Source organism: Caldicellulosiruptor sp. DIB 104C (assembly GCF_028198085.1).
In the GTDB taxonomy this organism is placed as follows: Bacteria; Bacillota; Thermoanaerobacteria; order Caldicellulosiruptorales; family Caldicellulosiruptoraceae; genus Caldicellulosiruptor; species Caldicellulosiruptor saccharolyticus.
In genome coordinates this window covers 2,644,049-2,661,343 of sequence record NZ_CP116337.1, presented here as the reverse complement: position 1 = coordinate 2,661,343, position 17,295 = coordinate 2,644,049, and the positions used below count along the sequence as shown (strand labels likewise).

At 35.0% G+C, this 17,295-nt stretch carries 19 protein-coding genes, 2 pseudogenes and 1 riboswitch; of the genes and pseudogenes, 7 read left to right on the top strand and 14 right to left on the bottom strand.

What is annotated here, in order from left to right; all coding sequences use genetic code 11:
* Window positions 1-64: 64 nt before the first annotated feature.
* The 4 genes from PGC14_RS13050 to PGC14_RS13035 form a co-directional block, all read right to left on the bottom strand.
* Entirely contained in the window at window positions 65-1,117 is a 1,053-nt protein-coding gene (locus PGC14_RS13050) for an Rpn family recombination-promoting nuclease/putative transposase (RefSeq protein WP_271629166.1), read from the bottom strand.
* A gap of 200 nt (window positions 1,118-1,317) precedes the next feature.
* Complete coding sequence (locus PGC14_RS13045) at window positions 1,318-2,355, bottom strand: substrate-binding domain-containing protein (protein ID WP_271629165.1); 1,038 nt, start codon at window positions 2,353-2,355, stop codon at window positions 1,318-1,320.
* A gap of 115 nt (window positions 2,356-2,470) precedes the next feature.
* Complete coding sequence (locus PGC14_RS13040) at window positions 2,471-3,457, bottom strand: ABC transporter permease (protein ID WP_039767572.1); 987 nt, start codon at window positions 3,455-3,457, stop codon at window positions 2,471-2,473.
* Between the two features lie 28 nt (window positions 3,458-3,485).
* Window positions 3,486-4,985 carry a sugar ABC transporter ATP-binding protein gene (locus PGC14_RS13035; RefSeq protein ID WP_039767407.1) on the bottom strand — a complete coding sequence of 500 codons (1,500 nt, stop codon included), beginning with the start codon at window positions 4,983-4,985 and terminating at the stop codon, window positions 3,486-3,488.
* Window positions 4,986-5,275: 290 nt separating this feature from the next.
* Between PGC14_RS13035 and PGC14_RS13030 the strand changes: the two genes are divergently transcribed.
* From PGC14_RS13030 to PGC14_RS13020, 3 genes are read left to right on the top strand one after another with little or no spacing between them, the layout of a single operon-like run.
* Entirely contained in the window at window positions 5,276-6,055 is a 780-nt protein-coding gene (locus PGC14_RS13030; protein WP_039767408.1) for a DeoR/GlpR family DNA-binding transcription regulator, read from the top strand.
* A 7-nt stretch (window positions 6,056-6,062) separates the two neighbouring features.
* Window positions 6,063-6,617, top strand: coding sequence for an ATP-binding cassette domain-containing protein (locus tag PGC14_RS13025; RefSeq protein WP_271629164.1), 555 nt, complete (start codon window positions 6,063-6,065; stop codon window positions 6,615-6,617).
* Between the two features lie 35 nt (window positions 6,618-6,652).
* Entirely contained in the window at window positions 6,653-7,537 is an 885-nt protein-coding gene (locus PGC14_RS13020) for an ATP-binding cassette domain-containing protein (protein WP_271629163.1), read from the top strand.
* A gap of 117 nt (window positions 7,538-7,654) precedes the next feature.
* Here the strand turns inward: PGC14_RS13020 and PGC14_RS13015 are convergent, their stop codons facing one another.
* From PGC14_RS13015 to PGC14_RS13005, 3 genes and pseudogenes are all read right to left on the bottom strand, one after another.
* The gene (locus PGC14_RS13015; RefSeq protein WP_271629162.1) at window positions 7,655-8,506 is read right to left on the bottom strand and encodes a DNRLRE domain-containing protein; all 852 of its coding nucleotides are present in this window, start codon (window positions 8,504-8,506) and stop codon (window positions 7,655-7,657) included.
* A gap of 60 nt (window positions 8,507-8,566) precedes the next feature.
* On the bottom strand, window positions 8,567-9,319 hold the full coding sequence (locus PGC14_RS13010) for a DUF6385 domain-containing protein (protein ID WP_271629161.1): 753 nt from the start codon (window positions 9,317-9,319) through the stop codon (window positions 8,567-8,569).
* Window positions 9,320-9,813: 494 nt separating this feature from the next.
* Window positions 9,814-10,314 (bottom strand): annotated as a pseudogene (locus tag PGC14_RS13005) (VanZ family protein).
* Between the two features lie 333 nt (window positions 10,315-10,647).
* On the opposite strand from PGC14_RS13005, the pseudogene PGC14_RS13000 reads away from it, so the two are divergent.
* Window positions 10,648-10,821, top strand: a pseudogene (locus PGC14_RS13000) (IS256 family transposase); the annotation flags it as partial.
* A 320-nt stretch (window positions 10,822-11,141) separates the two neighbouring features.
* On the opposite strand, the gene PGC14_RS12995 reads toward PGC14_RS13000, so the two are convergent.
* The 5 genes from PGC14_RS12995 to PGC14_RS12975 all read right to left on the bottom strand — a co-directional run bounded on the left by PGC14_RS12995 (window position 11,142) and on the right by PGC14_RS12975 (window position 14,845).
* On the bottom strand, window positions 11,142-12,092 hold the full coding sequence (locus tag PGC14_RS12995) for a transposase (protein WP_271629160.1): 951 nt from the start codon (window positions 12,090-12,092) through the stop codon (window positions 11,142-11,144).
* A gap of 89 nt (window positions 12,093-12,181) precedes the next feature.
* Entirely contained in the window at window positions 12,182-12,505 is a 324-nt protein-coding gene (locus PGC14_RS12990; RefSeq protein ID WP_271629159.1) for a YveK family protein, read from the bottom strand.
* A gap of 202 nt (window positions 12,506-12,707) precedes the next feature.
* Window positions 12,708-13,928: a glutamate 2,3-aminomutase gene (gene eam, locus PGC14_RS12985; RefSeq protein WP_271629158.1), complete on the bottom strand. Its 1,221-nt coding sequence runs from the start codon at window positions 13,926-13,928 to the stop codon at window positions 12,708-12,710.
* A 152-nt stretch (window positions 13,929-14,080) separates the two neighbouring features.
* A riboswitch (cyclic di-AMP (ydaO/yuaA leader) is annotated at window positions 14,081-14,232 on the bottom strand.
* 38 nt (window positions 14,233-14,270) lie between these two features.
* Entirely contained in the window at window positions 14,271-14,552 is a 282-nt protein-coding gene (locus PGC14_RS12980) for a type II toxin-antitoxin system RelE family toxin (protein ID WP_039767422.1), read from the bottom strand.
* On the bottom strand, window positions 14,525-14,845 hold the full coding sequence (locus tag PGC14_RS12975) for a hypothetical protein (protein WP_039767424.1): 321 nt from the start codon (window positions 14,843-14,845) through the stop codon (window positions 14,525-14,527). The genes PGC14_RS12980 and PGC14_RS12975 overlap by 28 nt, the downstream gene beginning before the upstream one ends.
* 183 nt (window positions 14,846-15,028) lie before the next feature.
* Between PGC14_RS12975 and mntA the strand changes: the two genes are divergently transcribed.
* From mntA to PGC14_RS12960, 3 genes are read left to right on the top strand one after another with little or no spacing between them, the layout of a single operon-like run.
* The gene (gene mntA, locus PGC14_RS12970; RefSeq protein WP_039767426.1) at window positions 15,029-15,439 is read left to right on the top strand and encodes a type VII toxin-antitoxin system MntA family adenylyltransferase antitoxin; all 411 of its coding nucleotides are present in this window, start codon (window positions 15,029-15,031) and stop codon (window positions 15,437-15,439) included.
* A gap of 15 nt (window positions 15,440-15,454) precedes the next feature.
* Window positions 15,455-15,568 carry a HepT-like ribonuclease domain-containing protein gene (locus PGC14_RS12965; RefSeq protein ID WP_307189060.1) on the top strand — a complete coding sequence of 38 codons (114 nt, stop codon included), beginning with the start codon at window positions 15,455-15,457 and terminating at the stop codon, window positions 15,566-15,568.
* Window positions 15,569-15,612: 44 nt separating this feature from the next.
* Window positions 15,613-16,692, top strand: a complete 1,080-nt coding sequence (locus PGC14_RS12960; protein WP_271629890.1) for a DUF1646 family protein — start codon at window positions 15,613-15,615, stop codon at window positions 16,690-16,692.
* Between the two features lie 51 nt (window positions 16,693-16,743).
* On the opposite strand, the gene PGC14_RS12955 is transcribed toward PGC14_RS12960, so the two are convergent.
* Window positions 16,744-16,953 (bottom strand): heavy-metal-associated domain-containing protein, encoded by a 210-nt coding sequence (locus PGC14_RS12955; protein WP_039767428.1) that lies wholly within the window; start codon window positions 16,951-16,953, stop codon window positions 16,744-16,746.
* 105 nt (window positions 16,954-17,058) lie between these two features.
* Window positions 17,059-17,268, bottom strand: a complete 210-nt coding sequence (locus tag PGC14_RS12950) for a heavy-metal-associated domain-containing protein (protein ID WP_011915840.1) — start codon at window positions 17,266-17,268, stop codon at window positions 17,059-17,061.
* Window positions 17,269-17,295: the final 27 nt, after the last annotated feature.

Sequence of the window (17,295 nt, the reverse complement as noted above, 5' to 3'; positions counted from 1 at the left end):
TTTTTTCTGCCCAGCCCTTTTGTTTCTCAAAGAAAATTTCTTTGGACAAAGCGAAAAAAATCATTTAATTATTATGCTTTGCGCGCAGCTCCTTTATCTTTTCAATATCAAGCCCTGTTATCTCATGAATTTCCTCATCTGAATATCCTTTTACTATCATCTTTTCTGCTATCTCAAGCTCCTTTTTCTGCAGCCCTTGTTGCAGCCCTTGTTGCAACCCTTGTTGCAGCCCTTGTTGCAACCCTTGTTGCAGTCCTTGTTGCAGTCCTTGTTGCAGTCCTTGTTGCAGTCCATCCTGAATTCCTTTTTGAATTCCTTCGTGATACCACTCTTCTCTTATTTTTCTCAAATTTTGAAAAAGTGGCATTATACCTTCACCTCCTGTTATATATTCCAAAATATCTCTTGCTTCTTGTATCTTCTCTTCACCTAATTCCTTCAATGCAGCTGGCAAACATATCTTTAGGGTATTAATCTCTTTTTCTTTTGCACCTTGTAGATATTCATTTAAATCTAAAAACAATCTTTCTAACTCCTCACCTGTTCTCACCTTATTCAATTTTAATATTAAACTTAAAACATCTTTATATTTGAACACCATCTCTTCAAGATTATTTAAATCAATCAGTATGTATTCAAAATCTACTATATACTTTCCAAACATCTCAAAATTCATTATTCTCTCTTTCAAATTTACACTCGCTGTCCAAGGATTATCACCATCGTATAAAACTATTGGCACAACTGGTGGAAATTTAAAACTTTTATTTTTAAATTGATTTTTATCAAACTGCTTGAGCCAATCTCTCCAAATGTCGGTTATATAAAATAACAACCTCATAGCCATGTTATAATCAACTGTAGATTGGTGTTCAAACAAAATATAGAAAAAAACCTCTTCTTCTTGCAATCTTGCCTTGTACAAAAGATCACTTTCCTGTTCAGAAAAATCTGGCAATACATAGTTCTTATCCACCAGTTCAAGGTTTTCTTCTGTTAGTTCATTAAATATCTTCATCTTGCCAATTCTTTTCAAAAGTCTCAAAAATAGGCTTTTGTTTGAAAATATATATTTGTATTCAAGATCATTTACATTGTGAGGTAAATTATCACACATTAAATTCTCCCACATGAAGTGTTTTGTAATAATTATACCATAAATTATCTTAAAACTAAATACACTAAAAAAAGTAAGGCAATAACCATATTTTCTGGTAAGGCAAATATGATAGCACATGAAAATAAGGGAGGCTGTTTTTTTAGCTTAAAGACAGCCTCCCCAGAACAAGCACTTGACACTACTCTTACAAATTTGTCTTACTTTATCACATTAACCTTATAGAATGCATCCACGTTTTGTTTTGTTACAACCATCGTACCTGTATCGATGTATGGCGGAAGTGGATTTATACCAAACTTCTTCCAATTATCAACTGGATTAACAATACCATGTTTTAAGTAGAACAGGAATGTCATGCCCCAGAATCCCATGTTCCATGTACCCTGTGCAATTGATGCATCAATGACTCCTTGCTTTATGAGGTCAAGTGTCCCTTTGTCTGTGTCAAAGCTTACTATCTTAATCTTACCAACCTTGTTAGCCTCTTTGATGGCTGTTGCAACACCAACTCCACCGGGAGCAACTGTGCAGAATATTCCTTTGATGTTTGGATGAGCTTGGAGCATAGCTGCTACCCCTCTTGCTGCTTTTGTTGAGTCATTTTCGTCGTTGACAATTGAAACAACTTTGATACCAGGAAATTCTTTCTTGAGAGTATCAATAAATCCTTGTTTTCTCTGCTCATGGTTGAGCTGTGCAGCAACTGTTGAAATACCCACTTCACCTTTTCCGCCTAAAAGCTTTCCTAAGTATCTTGCAGCCATTGCACCTGCGTTATAGTTTCCTGTCTCCAAAACAGAATATCTAAGGGACTTTGGAGAGTCTGCGTCAAATGTTACTACAGGAATTCCTTTTTTGATTGCCTCATCAATTGGAGCTTTTAACGCATCCGGATTTGCACATGTAACTAAAATACCTGCAGGTTTTTTAGCAATAACCTGACGAAGAACAGTAACCTGTTGGTTTACATCAAACTGCGGTGCACCTGTGTAGATTGCTTTTACACCGTACAGGTCTGCTGCCGCCTTCATTCCTTTAAAGCAACCCTTCCAGTACTCAATACCAGAAGCAAAGGTCACCATATAATACTCTTCTTTTGGACTTCCTTTTAGTTTTGGATTGCCACTGCTTGCCTGTGTGACATCCTTTGAATTTGGAACAAGCGCATAAGCCAAAGACACAATGAGTGCAATCGCAAGAAAAATTGAAAGGTACTTGTAAAAGTTCTTCTTCATAGCCTATCAAACCCTCCTCCAATTTTGTTTTTATTTATTTTAACCCCTGATGCCACCAAAGCTTTCCTCAGTGCAGGCAACAGGAGTTAAAACCACACTTTAACCTTGAAGCCTTTTAAGACTTTTTTTGATGTGTGAGATAGTCAATTGTAACAGCTGCAATCAAAATCACACCGCTGACCAAGTTTTGCCAGTAGACAGAGACGTTCAAAAGCACAAGCGCATTGTTGATGATTCCAACAAGGATTGTACCAAGGATTGCGCCAAGGACAGTGCCTTCGCCACCTGCAAGCGACGCTCCACCAATGACGCACGCAGAGATTGCGTTTAGCTCAGAACCGTTTCCAGCTGTTGGTGCAGCAACTGAAAACCTTGAGAGAGTAAATATTCCAGCAATTCCTGCCAGGATTGACATCAGAACATATACAGAGACCTTTACCTTTGGAACATTTATACCAGACAATTTTGCTGCATTTTCGTTGCTGCCTACATAGTACACAAGCCTAAACGGTGCAGATTTTCTCATCAAAAAATCAAACAGGATTATGAGAAGTATAAAGAACACAATGAAAAATGGAATCCCTAAAATCTTTCCCTGTCCTAAAAATTCAAATCCTTTGAGATTGCCATACAGTGCAAGTGGTGAACCTTGGGTCAAAACATAAGCAGCACCACGAGCTATTCCCATCATAGCCAGTGTAACAATTAAAGGTGGAATACCAACTCTTGCAATGAAATAACCATTGAAAAGCCCAATCAAAGCACAAACAATAAGTGCTATTAAGGACCCAACCCAGATATTAATACCGAAGCTTAAATAAAGCCCACCTGCTATGACAGCCGAAAGCCCCAGAACAGAACCAACAGAAAGATCTACGCCACCTGAGACAAGCACAATGGTCATACCTATTGCAAGAATTCCATCTGCTGCAAGACCCAAAGCTGTGGTTATAAGATTTTCTGCAGTCAAGAAGTTTGGGCTCAATATTGATATAATGGCGCTTATTACAATTATGATAAAAATCAAAGTTATTTCTCTAAACCCCATTAACTTTTTGAAAAAGCTCTTACTTGCTGCTTGATTTGAAGATTGTACTGACATCTCAATTCTTGCCTCCTTTTGCCCAGAATTATTTGTGTGCAGCAAGCTGCATGATGTTCTCTTCAGTGATTTTGTCGCCAGAAAGCTGGCCTGTTATTCTACCTTCTCTCATGACAAGAACTCTATCACACATTCCAATGATTTCTGGCATCTCAGATGAAATTAGAATAATTCCTATGCCACTGCTGGCAAGTTCCCTGAGCAAGTTATGTATCTCTGCCTTTGCGCCAACGTCTATTCCGCGCGTCGGCTCATCCAAAATCAAAATCCTCGGTTTTATAGCAAGCCATTTTGCTATCATCACCTTTTGCTGATTTCCACCAGAAAGACTCATAACAAGCTGAAGATATGAAGAAGTCTTTACATTGAGCTTTTTTACAAACTCCTGCACAAGTCCTATCTCCATATGCCTGTCAATCAAAAGTCCGTTGTAGTCATACTTAAGATAAATAGCCGAAACATTGTAGGCCACAGGAAGCTTTAGAAAAAGACCATACTGTTTTCTATCTTCTGTAACATATCCGATTTTATGCTGAATAGCATCTTCGAATGAGTTTATCTCAATCTTTTTCCCCTCAAGATAAATTTCTCCACCGCGGCGCGGTAAAATTCCGCAGATTGTCTGAGCAAGCTCAGTTCTTCCGCTTCCTACAAGCCCTGCAAAACCCAAAATTTCACCTTCGTGCAGGGAAAATGATACATTCTGGACCTTATCAGAGCTAATATTCTCTACTCTAAAAACTTCTCTGCCAATTTTATTGCTCTTTGGTGGGTACATTTCTTTGATTTCTCTTCCAACCATCAGGCTTACAACCTGGTCGGGATTTGTCTCAGCTGTATTTAGCGTTGTAATGTATCTTCCATCCCGAAGGACAGTGATTCTGTCTGCAAGCTCGAATATCTCACGCAGCCTGTGAGAGATGTAAAGAATGCTAATACCCTTAGATTTTAAATCCCTTATTATCTTAAACAAAACTTCTGCATCAGCCTCAGACAGAGCTGACGTTGGCTCATCTAAGATCAAAAGTTTACAGTTAAATGTAATCGCCTTTGCAATTTCAACTATCTGCTGCTGGGCAACATTCAAATCTGCTACTTTATCAGTGGGATTTATATTTACCTCATCAAAAAGCGCCAAAATCTCTTCAGACATTTTATTGAGTTTTTTGTAATCAACAACCTTGCCAGACTTTTGAGGAAGCCTTCCTATGTAGATATTCTCAGCAACAGTGAGGTGCGGGCAAAGTGCAAGTTCCTGGTGAACAATGCTGATACCAAGATTTTGTGCATCTCTTGGAGACCTTATACTGACCTTCTTGCCCTCAAGGTATATCTCACCTTTGTCTGGAAGAAGGCTTCCTGAAATGATGTTCATCAAAGTAGACTTTCCAGCACCGTTTTCGCCAACTACCGCATGAATCTCTGCCTTGTTTACTGAGAATGACACATCAGACAGCGCCACAGTGCCAGGAAATGTCTTTGTTATACCATTTAGCCTCAGTAGTTCAACAGATGCAGAATCCTTCACACAGGTTCACCTCGCTTTGTTTTAGCATTACAAACTTTTGGTTAATCAGGTGCATTGTTGATTTAATTTTGTGTCTTGTAATTATATATATTCTACATTCAAATCAAAAATCCTTCTTTTTTAATCAAAAATTTTTTATTTTTTTGAACGTTGTTATCAAAAGTGTTCACCATGTTGACAGACTTGATAAAATATAATACACTGATGGAAAGAAGGATATATAAAAGTTGTACGTGTACAACTTTTTTCAAAACCAAAAATGATACAATCGTAAAAGTGGTGAATATTAAATGCTTGTTGCTGAGAGGTTAAAGAAAATAAAAGAGATCCTGCTGCAAAAAAAACATGTTGACGTTGCAACACTTGCTGAGCTTTTGAATGTTTCTGAGGTGACAATAAGGCGGGATTTAGACAAGCTTGAGAGTGAAGGTTTTCTGATAAAAACCTATGGCGGTGCAATCTTGAAAGAAGAGGCAACAAAGCTCCTATCACCAATTATAGAAGAAAACTCAGAAAAAGAAGCAATTGCAAAGGTCTGTTCATACATGATTGAAGACAATCAGGCAATAATCTTAACAGGTGGTAATATATGTCGCCTTGTACCAAAGTATATAAAAGATAAAAAGAACATAATAGTTTTAACAAATGATCTTCTGGTGGCGTTGGAGTGTGGAAAACTTTCAATCCAAACAATTGTGACAGGCGGATACATTATTGGTAATACATTTATGTTAGCAGGGCCAATGCTTGTAAATCCTAATATGGACATATTTGTGGACAAGGCATTTATTGAGGTTGACGGAGTATCTTTAGAGCGCGGTTTTACCGTCAACAATGTTGAGTTTGCAAATGCATATAAGTATTTTAAGTCAATTGCCAAAGAAACAATTATTGTTGCTGACTCCTCCAAGTTTGATAAAATTTCACTTTTCCAAATTGCAAAGGTTGATGAAATCAAAAAGGTAATAAGCGACACAAATGTGCCTGATGAATATAAATCATTTTTCTTTGAAAACGGCACTCAGATATTTTGCAGTTTTGACTTTTCTGACCTTGAAAGAGAGGTTTGAAGCTGTTATGTCAATTGTTTTAGAAAATGTATCAAAAAAGTTTGATGATTTCTATGCTTTAAAGAGAATAAACCTTGAGTTTTTGGAAGGAGAGGTACATGTAATTCTTGGAAAAAACGGTTCCGGCAAAACGACATTGACAAAGATAATCAACGGAACATATCTGCCCTCTGAAGGAAAAGTTATAGTAAACGGCAAGGTTTTTTCACACCTCAATCCCCTTTTGGCAAAGTCGCTTGGGATTTTCACTGTTCATCAGGAGCTTTTGTACTTCCCGCACCTTTCTGTTGCAGAAAATATCTTCATTGAAAACAAGCCAAAAAATAGCCTTGGATTTATCAGCACTAAAAAGATGATAAAGCTCTCTTCAGAAATTCTTGCTAAAATGGGTGTTAGCATAAATCCAGAGGCAAGTTGCAAAAACCTTGGCACATCTCAACTTCAGGTGATAGAGATTTGTCGTGCACTTGTGCAAGATGCAAAGGCTATTATATTCGATGAGCCAACAGCTGGCCTAACTTCCTATGAGATAGAAAACCTTTTAGAATTATCAAGGATCTAAAGCAAAAAGGAATCATCATAATATTTGTCACAAATATGGTAGAGGAAGCACTCTCCATTGCTGATAGAATAACAATACTGCGCGACGGCGAGGTTGTGGCATCTGATAAGGTAACAAGTTTTAATCTAAACAGGGCAATTTCTCTCATTTTTGGAAAAATAAATAGAACATATCCAAAGCTAAAAGTAGAAAAGGGACCGGTTATTTTTAGCGTCAAAAATTTAACAAAGTCTGGGATAATAGAGGATATATCGTTTGAAGTAAGAAGCGGTGAGGTGTACGGAATAGCAGGGCTTGTTGGCTCTGGAAGAAGTTTCTTGGCAAAAGCACTTTTTGGTGCTGAAAAGATAGACTCGGGAGAGATTTTTATTAAAGGAAATCTTTTGAAGCTTTCAAGCCCATCTGATGCAATCAAAAACGGCATTGCATTTATGAGCGAAGATAGGATTGGCACAGGACTTTTTAAGACTTTAAACATTGCAGATAACATCATCTCGTCTAATATTTGGAATATTGTAAATGGGTTTTTCATTGACTCATCACGTCAAGAGAAGATTGCAAATTTTTTTATAAAGCGGCTTGGGATAAAGCCAAAGGAAATTTCTCAAAAGATAGCAACTCTATCTGGAGGTAATCAGCAAAAGGTCTTGATTGCCAAGTGGTTATTTTCCCAGTCTTTAGTATTTATTCTTGATGAGCCAACAAAGGGTTTGGATTTGGCATCTAAGGTTGAGGTATATAACATCATAAACGAGCTTGCGCGAATTGGCTGTGCAATCATTTTCATCTCCTCTGAATTTTCAGAGCTAATTGGCATGTGCGATAGGATTTTGGTCTTGAGAGAAGGTAAAATGGTTCATGAATTTTCTAAGAAGGAAATGGATTATGATAAAATTCTAAAAAGTGCGATGGGAGTGTAGAACATAGAATAAAAAAAAAGACTGATGAGATACAAAATATAAAAAAGGCAAGGTGCATGAAGAGATTACAAATCAAAGAAAAGAGTTTTGTTTCAATGATAAAAGTTTACATTTAATTTAATGCATGAATTCTTTGTATATATATCTTATCTTAATATTGATATTGCCAATGGCATTTGCCTTAAATCTGATAAATTTGCTATAGTATTTTGGTACAATTATTTTGGTTTGCCCTGCTTCTAAAATCACTGATACATCTTCAATCCAATTCAAATTATCATTACTACATTCCAAAGTTAATTTAGTCAGATTTGCCCCTTCATTTTTAGCAACTACTGTCCCATCCAAAATATAGCTTGTATCGTAACTATTGCTTATAGCTTCTGTGTTTCCTATTAAAATAGCCTCTTCTTCTTTAACTTGAACAGTCTGATTAGATACTATAATATCAGGGATTTGTGGCATAGCATATTCAACCCGCAGTATGGGTCTTAAATAGCTAATTGGAAATCCAAACGATGTAAAAGCCATTAGCGATCTTTTATCTTCATTTAAAAAAAGTATAATACCTTTGTTCTTTAAACTCCCATCTACCCATCTTGCAACAATATCTTTAACATTAACTTCAGCTGTAATTTTACTATTGTCAATTGGTGCTTCAACAAAAAAATTTTCATAAGTTGGTATATTGTCATATGTTGTTTTGAAGCTAAAATAGTCTAACAAAGCATGTATTTTTATTATTTTATCTTGGGTTGGATAAAAATCTTTTACTTTAAACAAAACCAGTTCAGCTTTTGTAATTGTACAGCTTGCTGGTATTGAGGATGTGTCAAAAAACATAAGACTTCTGAAATTGTGTCTACCATCTCTTCCTATGAATATTATCTTCTTATCCACTTTGTTATTTTCATTTTCGTAGTTCGTAACTGATAATGCTAATTTTGCTCTAAGAATAATCTCTGACATTATTTTTTCCTCCTTTTTTAGAAAAAAAGAGTAGCTATGTGCTACTCTGTAAATTCACCCTTACACATGAGCCTGGAAGTATATATTAAGAGTAGTTGATAATAAAGATACAGTGCTTTTATAGCCTAAACGGACATAACGTAAAAATTTATTTGGAACTAAAACATCTTTATCTCCTGCAGGTAATGAAGCCAGCAGTAAAAGATCTACCGTATCATCGGGATTTGTTGTTGGACTAATTTGAAGAACTAAATCAGCTGCGTTTGTTGTTCCAGTATTCTTCACATAGAATGAATATGTGCTATAATTCGAAACATCAATAAAGTCAGTGTATTGGTAACTATCTCCAGTTGTAACATTCAACAATGATAACTCAAAAAATTTTCTCCCGCTATGATTAATATTAATATCCCCACTGGTTGTTGTTGAAATCGCAGTATTTCCTGAATCGCTCAGGCCATATATTAGAATGTTATCTTGAGTATTATTGAGATTGCGAATATCAAGGTCTGTTGCCTGAACTGATAGTACCCCCGTTGAACTTATCACTATTTTGCCATCTGTATCGGTGAGAATGGGTTTGTTTGTTGTACCGTCTGTTCCGTATATCTGTACGCTATCCTGAGTATTGACCAAATTTCTAATATCCAAATCTGTGGCTGTAATTGTGCCTGTTATATTCACAATATCTTCAACTGACTTTATGAATATCTTTCCGTCACTGTTCACAGCAAGGGGGGTATTCAAATCTGAGCCAAACATCTGTACCTTCAGTTCTTCAGGTTTGTTAGTAAATACTGAATAATTAGGCATACAAAAAACCTCCTTTATAGAATAATGTTTGAAGTTTTCAGTTCATTATCATTATATTCTGGTTGACAATTTGATGTGATTATTTTTTTATTACTTATGTATACCAAAAAGTAATTTATTCAAAAGCAGGTGAGTTTTGCCTTTTCATGGTTTATATTAGTAATACAAAACGATCGATGTTTAGCATCTCTTTGATACTGACAAAGTTTAAGCATCAAAGCACCATCTCTGTCTTTATTGTAGTTTACATAAGTATGACATGAGGTAAAGCAAGAAAACGTGTGATAGGAATTTTAGAAAAAAGACAGGGCAGAATGGCATAAAAAACGAAGGGATGAAAGGTTAAGATATTTGAAAAATGAGTATAAACTGCTAAAAGAAGATGAATAATATGTATTAAAGAAAAGTAAGAGGAACAATTCCAGTAATGCCATCGCCCAATTTTTTTAGAGGGTTAAAAAATGGGTTGATAATAAGCATTTTACTGTGGATGGTTATAATTGTTTTGGTAAAGGTTTTGTTTTTACTGCGCAATATATTTTGAAGATGAATTTATAAAGTCCAATTCCTATTAAGGCTCCAATGCCATCAATCAAAACATCAGTAACCTCTGTACCTCTGCCCGGTACAAATAGCTGGTGTATTTCATCAGTTATAGCATAAAGGATGCAAAATATGAGAGAAAAAACAAAAGCTTTATAACCTTTAACTCCACTCATTATAAATGCATTCATCACTAATACGCCCAACACCAACTATACTGCGGCATGGGCATATTCTCGTACAACATCATTGAGTTTGTTGACCAAGTTTGTTTTTGGTTTATTAGAATCATTTAGCATAACTACCTTTTCTGTTGTTTTAATAATCTGTTTGGTTACCTTTTTACTTAGTTCGTTGGACTTTGTACCTGGCTGAGAGGATAAGGAAAATATAACGAGCAACCATAAGATTACGGTTGCCCAGGAAAGGAGTGAAATTATTTTATTATTCATGCTCCTGTAGTACCTCTTTTCTTGTTTAGTTGGATATTAGTCAGAATGTTTAATTTCCTTATTTTTCAAAATATACTTTTAATCCTTGTCAAAAAACTGGATTAAATATTTTTGCCCCATTTAAATGTTTATTTAATTGCTCTCATGCTCATTAGTATATAACTTCTTAGTATTATAAAGATAACTCTATTACTAATACTTTGGCTATTACATTCTATTTATATCCTTTGTATTCCTTTCTCGTTGTATTCATAACTACTTTTATTTAACTCTCATCTATACTGCTTCTCAGAGGTACTAAATCACTTGCACATAGAATTAATAATGTGCTGAATAAACTCTGGTGGATATTTTCAGTCTTTAGATGTTTTAGAAATAAATATTTACTTACAACGTGAGAACCTGCGTCGTACAAAATGGAAAAAAGGAGTACCTAGCATTAAAAAATGTACTAACAATATAATACAGTTCTACAACTTACGTTATAAATTGGAAACACAAAATTCTTGTCAAGTCTGCCTATCTTATTCGTTGATAATGTTTATTATACCACACTATCGATTTTTAAAAAACTATATTTTGTTTTCTCCTCCATTCTAGCATCCTAAAACTAAATATCCTCTATCACACTTTATAAATTAAATAATTAACCATAGCTTATCTCTAAATTTCTCCAGACTATTTCACTTCTTATATATACCTTCATTACTTCAAATATCTTATCAACAACATCATACATTTTTTAGTGGCTATTCTTCTTATCTATCATAATGAAATATAATTGAGCTTGTTGAATAAATATTTTTGCCATAAAAGTATGTATAAGGTTAGCAAAATTGATTCCATACATAAGCAAGAGTAAATTTACGTTTTTCTAATTTCCTAATAAATTCTTCAAATAAGTAAGTTATCAATATCCATTCCACGTGCCTTTTATAAGTTCTAAAGCCTCTTAATCTCACATTTTCTAATTTATATTCCCCTTTAAGTTTACTGAAAAGCTTCTCTATCATCGTTCTTTTTCTGTATACCTTTTTGCCTTCCTCTGTTTCTAAATACTTCATATTCTCTGCCCTCAATTCACTTCTTACATTATCTTTGTTTTTCATATTCCTTTTGTTTATCCCTGCAACAAATTTTATCTCAAGTTCTTGAGCTGCCTTGAACCATTTTTCGCTGTCATATCCTGCATCCGCTATTAAAATCTTCGCTCCATAAATCCATGCCCTGTACAAAAGCTCTATCTTTTGACTATCATGCTCATTCGCACAGGAAAATTCCCACGCCAAAGGTATTATCTCGTCTTTCCCTGTAACAAGTAAGTGTAGTTTATATCCATTGTAAAAACCCAAAACTGCACATACACCTGTTGCTGCTTGTCTGTCATTTTTGCTACTTCTCAATGGTGTTGAATCCACCACACAAATACTTGTGTCTGGATTTATTGCACTTATCAGTATTTCTTTTATATCAGCTAAATATTTTTCTTCTATCATTGCTGCATACTTCGCAAAATAAGAATGATCCGGGCTTTTTTCTATCCCTATCGCTCTTCTAAATTCCCTATCCTCATTTATCTTATACTCAAGTTCTCTAAAACTTGCAATACTATTTTTTACTTTGTAAACCAAACACGCTATTATTTGAGATAGTCCAAATTTTCTCGGCCTTCCTCTTTTATTTGATTTTCTTGAGACTCTTAAGATTTGAGCTATTTTTTCAATAGCAAAAAGGATCTTTAAAAATTTTCTCTTTTGTGGTTTAATATCATTAGTCATGTTTTGTATCCCCCTTGTGGTTGTTGTGTTATTGCACTTTAAAATTTTATCACAAGGGGGATATTTTTTTATTTCTCCTGTGGATATTTTTACTTACAATGGTTATATCTTTTATTCAACAACCTCTTAAGTTCTTTTATTACTCTTTCTAAAACAGTTCGGCTGACAGCAATTTCTCTGTAGTCTTTGACAAGCTGCTGCCCAAGCAAAACATCGCTGTATAGTGCTTGAATGTTATCATTTGAACCATCGCTGTTAGTTGAACGCCCCGCAAAAAGTGTAACAGTTGCTTTGTAAATTGGTGGGAGAATGTAAAAACTTAAAATTGCAGCGATAAGAGTGGATATTAGAGTGGTTGTAACAATAAGTGGTAACCTTCTTCTAATTATAAGTATGTATTCTTTTATTTCCAATCTTAATCATCCCCTGCTTCGAATATTTATGCCAAAAATAATTGCCACCTTTTGGGAGGGTGTACATTGACCATTTATTATTATACTCCCAAAAGCGGCAATTTTTCAACTCATTTTAAGCTTATTCAGCATGTGTGTTAAAAAATTTTCATATTTCAGTAACATTTTTGTAATAATATTTACACAGAATTACAAAATACTATTAATTCTCTACTTCAAAAATCTCACCTTCCCAGTTTCTAAAAACCACTTTGTCTTTGCCAAAGTAAAGAAGATAATTTGGCAAAATTGGGGTTTTTCCTTTGCCTTTTGGAGCATTTATGATGTATGTGGGAATTGCCATGCCTGAGGTTCTTCCTCTGAGGCTCTCAATAATCTCCATGCCTTCCTCAATTGTCACCCAAAAGTGCGAGGTTCCTTTTACTCTTTTTGGATGAAAGATATAATATGGCTTTACTCTGATTTTTAAAAGCTCTTGATTGAGCTTTCGAACAACAAACTTGTCGTTGTTAACTCCATTTAGCAGTACCATTTGGTTGCCAAGGGGAACTCCTGCGTCTGAGAGCATCTCGCAAGCTCTTTTCGACTCTTTTGTTATCTCACGTGGGTGGTTAAAGTGGGTGTTTATATAAATTGGATGATACTTCTTTAGCATATCAACAAGATCTTTTGTAACTCTTTGTGGCAATGTCACAGGTGCTCGTGTGCCAATTCTGATTATCTCAACATGAGGTATTTGCCTAAGTAGCCTTAAAATCCACTCCAAAATCTCATCAGAAAGCATCAGGGCATCGCCACCTGTGATAAGTACATCTCGAATGTGCGGGTTATGTGCCACATACTCTATTGCATCTGTAATATCGTCTAAGGATGCGTGTGTGTCAATCTCTCCAATGAGCCTTCTTCGCTGGCAAAATCTGCAAAACATCCCACATATGTTTGTGACTTTTATTATCAGCCTGTCTGGATAGCGCTGTGTAATAATCTTTGTAGGTGATGTGTGCTCTTCGTCCATTGGGTCAAGCTCGCCTTTTTCTATAAGCTCTGAACTGCTTGGAACAGACTGTCTTTTTATTGGGCAGTTTGGGTCATTTGGGTCAATTAGCGACAAATAGTAAGGTGAGATTGCAAAGCGATAAATCTTTGCTACTTCTTCTATTTGCTGTGCTTCTTTTTCATCAAGGTTTAGAAGATCTTTTAATATTTTGGCTGAGGTAATTCTGTTTTTCAGCTGCCATTTATAATTTTCCCAGTCCTTTTCACTTGCACCAAAGTAAGAAAGTATCTTTTTCTTTTGATATTCAATCTTTTTCTCATCCTCTATACCAGTTTTGATTGTGTCTTTGACATCTAAGTAGTCTTGAATTGCTTCTTTTAGCTTTTCAAACCTTTCCTTGTTGTTAACAACATCTAACCTTTCCATTTGCTTGATACCTCCTTTCAAAATCTTGACACACAGGTTTATCAGCAAAAATAAAAGCAGCCAAACTCCATAACCTCGGAATTTGGCTGCTTTGAAATCAAAGGCAAAAGAACGCCTTCTTTTGCGCCTATTAAAAGGCGTAAAACCTCTTTTGCCTCCCCTTTCAAAGCTTCCGAGGTTAGCTGACGGGTTCGGGCCGAAAGGGTTAGCCCTACAGAAGCCTTTGGCTTCTGATTCACCCCGAGAAAAATTGGGTCCCCCGTATCCCAGGTCTTTTCCCCTGGGAATTCAGCTTTTTAAAAGGAGTGCTATATTTTATATTTATTTTTATATTTTCGGTCTCTACTTTTTATAAATATCCCCTCTTGGACCTATCTCATAGATGTAAACTGTAAGCTGCTCTTTTTCCACCCTATATATTATCCTTAAATCACCTTCTTTGTATCTGTAAAACCCTTCTAATTTGCCATGCAATGGTCTGATTTTAGAGGAACAAAATGGATTCTGTGATAATTCTTCTTCTAAAATAGTTACAATCCTTTTTTTGATATTTTGAGGTAACTTCTGCAGATATTTATATGCATTTTTAGAAAGAATTATGTTGAATTTGTCGGATATTCCCATTTAATACCGCCACCTGATTTAAACTCTTCCTCTGCTTCTTTTAATCTATCCATAAGTTCATCATCAAGACAGATTTCAGCAGTTTCTGCCCATTCAATTAATATATCTTTTAATCTTGCAGGGAATAAATCAAAAGGTATATCTTTTAAGGCATCTAACAAGGAAATAACAAAGGAGAGGAGATTTTCCTTTGTTTCAGTTTCTAAATATTTTTTAATCAATTCTATTTTTGCTTCAATATTTTGCACGTCTGATTCTACAATGTGAATTTTCATTTTTTTTCTTGAAATCAATTTTATACACCTCAAAGAACTAAATTAAATTCTCTTGGTTTTAATTATACCACATTTGAAGCTCTATTAACAATCTTTTAAAGTTTAAAGTTTTTCAACATAAGCTTTGCTGTAAATATCTTGAAATATGTGGTTTTTTCATGGTATTATTAAATAAGATTTTTATGTGGAGTTGAAGCGGCAGTGTTGAATGTAGATAATAAACTCCCTGAGCTTATTAATTTTTTTAAAGCGCGAGATGATATAGTAGCTGTTTGGATAGTAGGTTCGTATGGTACAAAATATCAAACAGAAAATAGTGATATTGACCTTGCGATTTTATTTTCTAAAGAAATTAGCTTTTTTGATGAACTTGATTTAGAAGTGCAGATATCTGACATTCTTCAAACAGACAAAGTGGACATTATAAACCTTAACAAAGCACCGTTAACCTTACAGTTTAAAACTATCAGTGAAGGAAAAGAAATAATTAAAAAAGACCCCGTCAAAGTAGCAGATTTTGAGGAGATAGTTCTGGATTTGTATCAAGATCATGAGTACTTTTACAGGAAATTCTACGAAGAATTAAAGGAAAGAAATCATCATGCTATTTAATATAGATGAAATAGAATTGTTCATTTGTATTTTGAGGTTGATAATTTAGCCCTGTTTGAGATACTTCAAAACAATCTTAGTGACTTTGATAAATTTATAGATGAAATCACTGAAAAGCTTATGTTATAAAATGGAGCGCTATTAAAAATTGTTTAAAGGAGGATCTATTTATGGTGGTTGACATATTGCTGATAATAATCCTGTTGCTTGTCTTCATATTACCTTTCATTTTTCGTAAAATTGAGCACAATTTGGAGTTATTTTTGCTTGTAATGGGTATCTTAGCAACTGTGGTTTCTAAAACTTTATCATTTCACCTTCTGGGACATGTATTTAGCAATTATCTTCTTTATCTTGTTACCGGTGTTGTTCTTGTTATGGGTTTTGTGTTTAACCTCACAGTCAGCAAACTTAAAACTGTAATAAATTCTATTTTGAGTAGAATTAAAATAGAGGCCTTTGTATCTCTTGTAATTTTATTTCTTGGGCTTATATCAAGCATTATCACTGCAATTGTTGCCACACTGATACTTGTTGAAATAATACACCTTCTGCCCATGAAACACAAAACAAAGGTTAAAGTAGCAATAATAGGCTGCTTTTCTATTGGATTTGGTGCAGCTTTAATTCCAGTTGGAGAGCCACTTTCAACAATTGTTGTAAGTTCGTTGAATGCCGAATTTTTGTATATACTTAAAAATCTTGGAATTTATATAATACCCACAATAATTATCTTATCACTTTTAAGCTATTTTATCCTGCTTTATGAAAGAAAAAAAGGGTGTATTCTATCAACCTATGAAGAGCTTCTCACAGAAGAAAAGGCTATTGTGAAAGCCGAAGAGAGAGCCATTTTAGATCTTGAGGCAAGGAAGGATATAATGCTGCGTGCTGGCAAAATTTTTATGTTTATAGTTGCATTGGAACTGTGGGGCAGTGGTTTTAAGCCTTTCATTGATAAATATGTTGTAAAACTAGGAGACAAACTCCTATTTTGGATAAACATCATCTCAGCAGCCCTCGACAATGCAACCGTTGCAGCTGCTGAGATCACACCAAGCCTTTCAACTGGCCAAATTAAAGCAATACTTTTAAGCCTTCTTGCAAGTGGCGGTATTTTAATTCAAGGTGATATTCCAAACATAATTGCGGCAAATAAACTTGAAATAAAGAGTAAGGAATGGGTAAAGCTGGGACTGCCACTGGGATTAATTTCCCTTCTTGCATTCTACCTACTTCTTTTTGTAGTTTAAATGGAAAAAGAAATAGTTTAAAAAACATAGGGGCTGGTAATATCCCAGCCCCTATTCTATTCTTACAACTTCATACCCTGCATCATCAATTGCTCGAACAAACTCGTCGTCCTTCACATCTTTGTGAAGTTCAACAGTAGCAACCTTTTCTTTCAAATCCACTTTAACAGAATGAACGCCATCTAAGGATTTTAAAGTGTTCTCAACTATTTTTGCACAGTGTTCACTTCCCATTCCCTTGATATAAATCTTTTTTGTCATTTCAAAACAACTCCTTTCTTAATTAAATTTTTTATTTTCTTTGATAATTCTTCACAGATGCAACCAAAGTGGTTAGCTCAAAATGCTAATTAGCTTGCCAACTTTTTACTCAATCTTTACTACTTTATAGCCTGCATCATCCACAGCAGCAACAAACTTCTCATCTTCGATGGGGTGGTGAAGTTCAACAATTGCATACTTTTCTGCCAGGTTTACACTTGCTGACATTACCCCATGAAGTTCCTTGAGAGCATTCTCAACAGCTTTCGCACAATGGTCACATGTCATGCCTTCAATATAAATCTTTTTTGTCATTGTAAAGCCCTCCTCTTCAAATAAATT

Coding starts and splice junctions, on each gene's coding strand:
- PGC14_RS13040 (WP_039767572.1), bottom strand. CDS start 3,457: ATGTCAGTACAATCTTCAAATCAAGCAGCAAGTAAGAGCTTTTTCAAA.
- PGC14_RS12980 (WP_039767422.1), bottom strand. CDS start 14,552: ATGGGAATATCCGACAAATTCAACATAATTCTTTCTAAAAATGCATAT.
- eam (WP_271629158.1), bottom strand. CDS start 13,928: ATGGAAAGGTTAGATGTTGTTAACAACAAGGAAAGGTTTGAAAAGCTA.
- PGC14_RS13010 (WP_271629161.1), bottom strand. CDS start 9,319: ATGCCTAATTATTCAGTATTTACTAACAAACCTGAAGAACTGAAGGTA.
- PGC14_RS12995 (WP_271629160.1), bottom strand. CDS start 12,092: ATGACTAATGATATTAAACCACAAAAGAGAAAATTTTTAAAGATCCTT.
- PGC14_RS12950 (WP_011915840.1), bottom strand. CDS start 17,268: ATGACAAAAAAGATTTATATTGAAGGCATGACATGTGACCATTGTGCG.
- PGC14_RS13030 (WP_039767408.1), top strand. CDS start 5,276: ATGCTTGTTGCTGAGAGGTTAAAGAAAATAAAAGAGATCCTGCTGCAA.
- PGC14_RS13025 (WP_271629164.1), top strand. CDS start 6,063: ATGTCAATTGTTTTAGAAAATGTATCAAAAAAGTTTGATGATTTCTAT.
- PGC14_RS12955 (WP_039767428.1), bottom strand. CDS start 16,953: ATGACAAAAAAGATTTATATCAAGGGAATGGGAAGTGAACACTGTGCA.
- PGC14_RS13020 (WP_271629163.1), top strand. CDS start 6,653: ATGGTAGAGGAAGCACTCTCCATTGCTGATAGAATAACAATACTGCGC.
- PGC14_RS13015 (WP_271629162.1), bottom strand. CDS start 8,506: ATGTCAGAGATTATTCTTAGAGCAAAATTAGCATTATCAGTTACGAAC.
- PGC14_RS13045 (WP_271629165.1), bottom strand. CDS start 2,355: ATGAAGAAGAACTTTTACAAGTACCTTTCAATTTTTCTTGCGATTGCA.
- PGC14_RS13050 (WP_271629166.1), bottom strand. CDS start 1,117: ATGTGTGATAATTTACCTCACAATGTAAATGATCTTGAATACAAATAT.